The following is a 5,153-nucleotide window of genomic DNA, read 5'->3' as shown; positions in this document are numbered from 1 at the left end:
CCGCAACGGTCAGCCCGCCCCCATCCGAATACCTCACACACCATCGAATACAGCCACCACACCAAGCCCGTCAGGGACTTCGGGAAAGTTCACCCCAACGAGCCGAAGTCAGTAAGCGGCGTCGGGGTGTTCATCGGCCGCTGCGACGAGCCGGACGAGGACATCGGGGCGCGGCAGGCAGGCGTCGTTGTCCAGGAAGAACACATAGTCGGCGGGGGCACCGGCCGCGCGCAGCGCATCGGCGCCGACGTTGCGTCCGCCGGGGATTCCGATGTTCTGCGGCAGGGCGACGGTGAGCGCCCCGGGCGGCACGACCTGCGGGGTGCACCCGTTGCCGACCACGCACACCCGCACCTGGACGCCGGTCTGGGCCAGCAGTGTCTGCTGGGCGTGGGCCTCCTCCTCGGGGCGGTCGCCCATGGTCAGCACGACGACGTCCACTCGCGGTGTCACGCGGCCTCCTCAATGTTCGAGACGGTGGCCAGGGGCATGGCCGTGAGGCGACCGACCTGGGTCACCAGCAGGAGGAGAGGCGGCAGGCACAGGATCGCGGTGCCGGCCCACATTGCCGTGGGGACCGAGGAGACTCCGGCCAGGACCCCGGCGCCGGCCGAGGCGAACGGCCGGGTTCCGGAAACGAGCCACGTCGAGGTCTGCTGGGCTCGGCCCTGGAGCCCGGACGGCGTCAACTGCTGGCGCACCGACCGCTGCGTCGTGCCCGCGCAGGTCGCGGCCGCCGTCTGCACGGCGCCGGTGAACGCGAGCACCGCCAGCCACCCGGGACCGGGCCGGGCCAGGAGCAGCGGGATACCCAGCACGGGGTAGAGACCGAAGGCCGCCAGCATCAACGGGCCCGGCCCGTACCGCCTCGCCAGCTGAGGGGCCTTCAGCGCGCCGATGACGCCGCCGACGCCGGAGACGCCCATCACGATGCCCAGCCCGAGAGGACCCGCGTCCAGCACGGTGAGCAGGTAGTACGTCCGGTACACCTCGATCAGGGTTGCGCCGACGCCGGTGAGGGACAGGCCCAGTACCAGCGTGCGGACCACAGGGGTGCGCGCGACGAAGACCAGACCCGCCCACATGGCCGGGCCCAGCCGCGCTCTCTCCTGAGCGGGTCCAGCGTGGTCCTCGGCGAGGCGGATCCGGGTCGCGGACCAGGCGGAGAACGCGTACGACAAGGCGTCCAGCCAGAACGCGCGGACCGCGCCCAGCGCGGCCACCACCCCGGCGCCGGCGTAGGCGCCGAGGGTGTCCGCGAGGCTGAACGCACTGCCGACCCGCGAGTTGGCCTCGTGGAGCAGGGGCGCGGGCACCAGCTCAGGCACTACGGCGATCGCGGCCGCCAGGTGCAGCACCGTCACCGACCCCACGATCAGAGCGACGACGTAGAGCACCGGGAAGGACAACCACCCGCCGAGCGCGGCGAGGGGGATCGCGGCGACGGCCACCGCGGCGACCAGGTCAGTGCCGATCAGGACCGGCCGCTTCGCATGCTGGTCGACGTAGGCCCCGGCCGGCAGGGCCAGAACGAACGCGGGTGCCTGGGAGAGAACAGCGAGCGTGGCGACCTGGCCGGGGCTCGCGTGCAGAACGAGAACCGCGAGGGCGGGCAGTGCCACAGTGTGCGCCGATGTGCCCAGCAGACTCGCAGCCTCCCCGGTCAGGTACGCGCTGAATGAAGGGTGTGCGCGCAGCGAGAACAAAGCCGGGGGCCGACTGCTCGCGGCTTCGTCGCCGTAGGGTGGCCCGGACTTCGCAGGGATCAGCTCGTGGGAGTCAGGCACGCCGGCCGCCTGCCGTAAGCAGGTCCGGTGTCCCGTCGGGAATGCGGCCGGGCCACTGGAAGACGAGCCTCGCGAAGGGCTTGTCGAGCACATCACCAACCGGCAGCTGTTCGTCGGGAGTTCCGGCCGGGTGGACGGTCATCGGTGGGTAGCCGCTCTCGCGTACCTTCTGGTCCCAGGTGCGCACGCAGTCGGCGAAGCGCTTTGCCAGCTCGTCGGCGGCCGGGCCGTAGGCGTGGATGAAGAACTCGGTCAGCCGGTCGGCCGGATCCGGGGCGTCCTCGACCATGCGATGGGTCAGGTAGGCGAGGGAGCCGTCCGCCAGCATCGCGGCCGCGTCCTGCCGCTCCACCAGCGTTGACCCCTCGGGGGCGGTCAGACGGAAGAACCCCGGCAGCGTGGTCGCGGCGTAGACCTGCAGGGTCTCGAAATTGAAGGTACCCCGGACCACGAGGCCGGTGGTGAGCTCGTGACGGGGCCCGCGCAGCGCCTCATCGAGCCCGGCGGTGTCGCTGGGCGCCCCGTCCTCCCACCGCACGGTGACCTCGCCGCCGGCCAGAGGGACGGACGCAGCGGTGCGGGCGGCGGCACCACGGTCCCGCACGAAACCGCAGTACGTCCAGTGCTCCGTGTGCAGCACGTCTCCACGCCGGACCAAAGTGAGCGAGCGGGTGTAGCCCCCCATCTCCAGCGGCACGACCAGCCGCGCTCCCTCGGCAAGCTGCTCCCGCCACGACGGTGCGATGTCGGCCGCGCTGTGGGTGATCACCACCCCGTCGAACCCCCGGGCGGGGACGTGGCCGGGTGCGCCGAGACCACCGTCACCGAGGACGGCCGTGACCCGGCCGCTTCCGGCTTCCGCGCACAGCCGCTGCGTGCGGTGCACCACGTACGGGTCGATGTCCACGGTCACCACGCGGCCGCGGTCCCCGACAACGTGCGCGAGGAGCTCCGCGTTGTACCCGCCGGATCCGATCTCCAGCACGGTCATCCCCGGATCCAGCTGGAGTTCCTCGATCATGTGGGCCTGCAGCCAAGCCGCCGAGACGGAACTGAGCGCGGTGCGGGGCGACTCCCGGACCGTCACCACGGCGAGGTCGTCGTGGTAGGCCGTCTCCAGCGCAGCCTCGGGAACGAACCGGTGCCGGGGCACCTCGCGCAGCGCGGCCTGGACTCTCGGAGAGGGTGCCCAGTCCTTGCCGATCACGATGTCCGCCATCCAGCCGCGCAGCCGGACGGCCTCGGCCGGCTCGCCGGGCACCGGCGGCACGGTGGCGGCGCACACGTAGGAGTGGACAGGCGGCAGCCCCGGCAGGACCCCCGGCCATACTGCGTTCATGGCCTGGGCGCTGGGCGCAAAGATCTTCCCCAGGGTCGCCAGAGTGGGCAGGTCGTGCCACTCCCATCGCACGAAGCGGTGCGGCTCGGGCAGAGCGAGTTCACCGCACCAGCCGGTGAGGCGGACCACGGCGGTGACACGCCGCACGTCCAGCCGGTCGTCGTGAAGGACCGTGATGACATGTGCGTCCTCCAGGCGCGCCGTCAGCCCGGTCTCTTCCGTCAACTCCCGCACGGCAGCCGCCGGTGCGGCTTCGGCCGTCTCGATCCGGCCGCCGGGCAGTTCCCACATCCCCCGGGTCTAGCGGCCCAGCAGGACCCGCCCGTACGCGTCGGTGGCCACGACCGCGGCACCGAGGACCGATTGCGGGTCGGGCCGCAGCTTCTCCTGCGCACTGAACGACCCGCCCGGGCAGCGCAGGACCAGCACAGCCAGGCCCGCCGCGTCGAACCGCTCGACGTTCTCGAACCCATCGGTGAGCGCTGCGAGTTCATCCTCGTCCAGTGCGATGTGGCGCCGCTCCGGCGAGGTGTTCTCCGCAATCGGTGTGATGACGACGAGCACACCTTCCTCAGACAGCAGCGCAGCCAGACGGCGCAGCACCCTGGCACGATCGCGGACGAAGGCAATGCACAGCCGCAGGGTGATCAGGCCGTAGCCGTCCTCGGCCAGGCCGGCCAGGTCGTCGTGTTCCACGTCCAGGCACAGCCAGCGCACCCCCTCCACGCCGGCATGCTCCGACCGAGCCCGCTCCAGCGCGCCTTCGGCGAAGTCGACGCCGTCGACGCAGTACCCGAGCGAGGCAAGGTATGCCGCCAGCTCGCCAGTGCCGGAGCAGGCATCCAGCGCGCGGCCGCCCTCGGGCGCCGGCGTGTGCTCGATGAGTAATCTCCTCTCCTCGTCCCCGAGTCCTCGAAAGCCACGGCCCTCGCTGTAGTGCTCGGACCAGTCGGCCCGGGTGTATCCCACAGATCGCTCCTCATTCGTGAAAGGCGGGACGGTGTCATTACGGAATTTCGGCGGGGCCGTAAAGGGCGGCAGGCTGATTTGTCTGCAGTGCCCAGTAACGGTCGCCAAACGACCAATGTCAACATTCCGTCAAATAGTTGATCAGTCCGGCTTCTGAGAGCGCGATGGAAAGCGTGGTCCGGTTTTCTCTGGCCCTCGCTGAGATGTTGGCGGCGCCGGTGTAGCAGGCGTTCTCGCTTTCCTCGGGGTTCGCGTTCATTGCCGTCCCCATATCCAATTCTGCGCCCGTCCGGTCGACGAGAGTCAGGTCAACGGCGGACCCGGCGCTGTGCGGTGCAATCTCCGGGGGCGACACATAGCGGCTGGCTGCCACCCGGATGTCCTGCTGCGTCCAGTCCGGATTGGCCGCGCGCAGCTGCGCCGAGTACCGCTCGAAGTACGTCTGCTGCAGGTCCGGCGGCCGGTAGCCCTCGACGATGAGGAGACGCAGCCCGTCAGGAAGCCGGCTTTGTGCGTCCAGCAGTCGGTCGCGGACCCCCTGGCGCAGGTGCGCGAAAGCGCCGGCCGGGTCGGATCTGCGGGTGTCGGTAAGCAGTTCTCCGCACTGACGGACGTCGACCAGGGGCTCGCCACACTCCTCTACCGGAATCGCGGCCACGGACGGATCGGACATCAAGATGATCGCCATGACTTTTCCCTGTTCCATGGGTCGAAGTTTTCGGTTCGTGTCACGCAATTCAGCGTCGAGCAGCTTGCGAATGTCGGTGTGCCGTCTTTGGTGAGAATCGATGAGAGGCGGTCTCAGGGGGTGTGCACGGGTGCCCTTTCGAGGCCGGTTTCGCACATGATGCGCCCGACCGTGTCGGTGAGGCTGCTGTCTGCTCCGATTACGGTTTCGACCCCCTCCGGTAGGAGATCGCGCGCTCGGTACCAGTCGCGTAACTCCCGCTCGGTGACATGGGCCAGATATTCCCGGTCGGCCTTTGAAGAATGCCGGGCCAGCGTCTCCTCGATGGGAATGTCGAGGTAGTAGCAGCGGGAGACACCGCGGTGGTCGC

At 69.9% G+C, this 5,153-nt stretch carries 4 protein-coding genes and 2 pseudogenes; all 6 read right to left on the bottom strand.

Features of this window, described 5'->3' with window-relative positions; genetic code table 11:
• Positions 1–108: 108 nt before the first annotated feature.
• A complete protein-coding gene (locus ACFV8T_RS45240) occupies positions 109–453 on the bottom strand; it encodes a glycosyltransferase family 2 protein (protein ID WP_385339675.1) in 345 nt (114 codons plus the stop codon).
• Entirely contained in the window at positions 450–1,787 is a 1,338-nt protein-coding gene (locus tag ACFV8T_RS45235) for an MFS transporter (RefSeq protein WP_385339672.1), read from the bottom strand. The genes ACFV8T_RS45240 and ACFV8T_RS45235 overlap by 4 nt, the downstream gene beginning before the upstream one ends.
• Positions 1,780–3,417, bottom strand: a complete 1,638-nt coding sequence (fxlM, locus tag ACFV8T_RS45230) for a methyltransferase, FxLD system (protein ID WP_385339670.1) — start codon at positions 3,415–3,417, stop codon at positions 1,780–1,782. Before fxlM ends, ACFV8T_RS45235 begins: the two co-directional genes overlap by 8 nt.
• A 9-nt stretch (positions 3,418–3,426) precedes the next feature.
• Entirely contained in the window at positions 3,427–4,095 is a 669-nt protein-coding gene (locus ACFV8T_RS45225) for a class I SAM-dependent methyltransferase (protein WP_385339667.1), read from the bottom strand.
• 37 nt (positions 4,096–4,132) lie between these two features.
• A pseudogene (locus tag ACFV8T_RS45220) lies at positions 4,133–4,783 on the bottom strand (M15 family metallopeptidase).
• 113 nt (positions 4,784–4,896) lie between these two features.
• Positions 4,897–5,153, bottom strand: a pseudogene (locus ACFV8T_RS45215) (kinase); the annotation flags it as partial.

Source organism: Streptomyces sp. NPDC059832 (assembly GCF_042731715.1).
Taxonomy (GTDB): Bacteria; Actinomycetota; Actinomycetes; order Streptomycetales; family Streptomycetaceae; genus Streptomyces.
The sequence above is the reverse complement of the archived record's forward strand: the minus strand, read 5'-3'. Positions and strand labels throughout refer to the sequence as shown.

What these genes read in the sequence shown, in the direction of transcription:
- fxlM (WP_385339670.1), bottom strand. Translation starts at nt 3,417, where the DNA reads ATGTGGGAACTGCCCGGCGGCCGGATCGAGACGGCCGAAGCCGCACCG.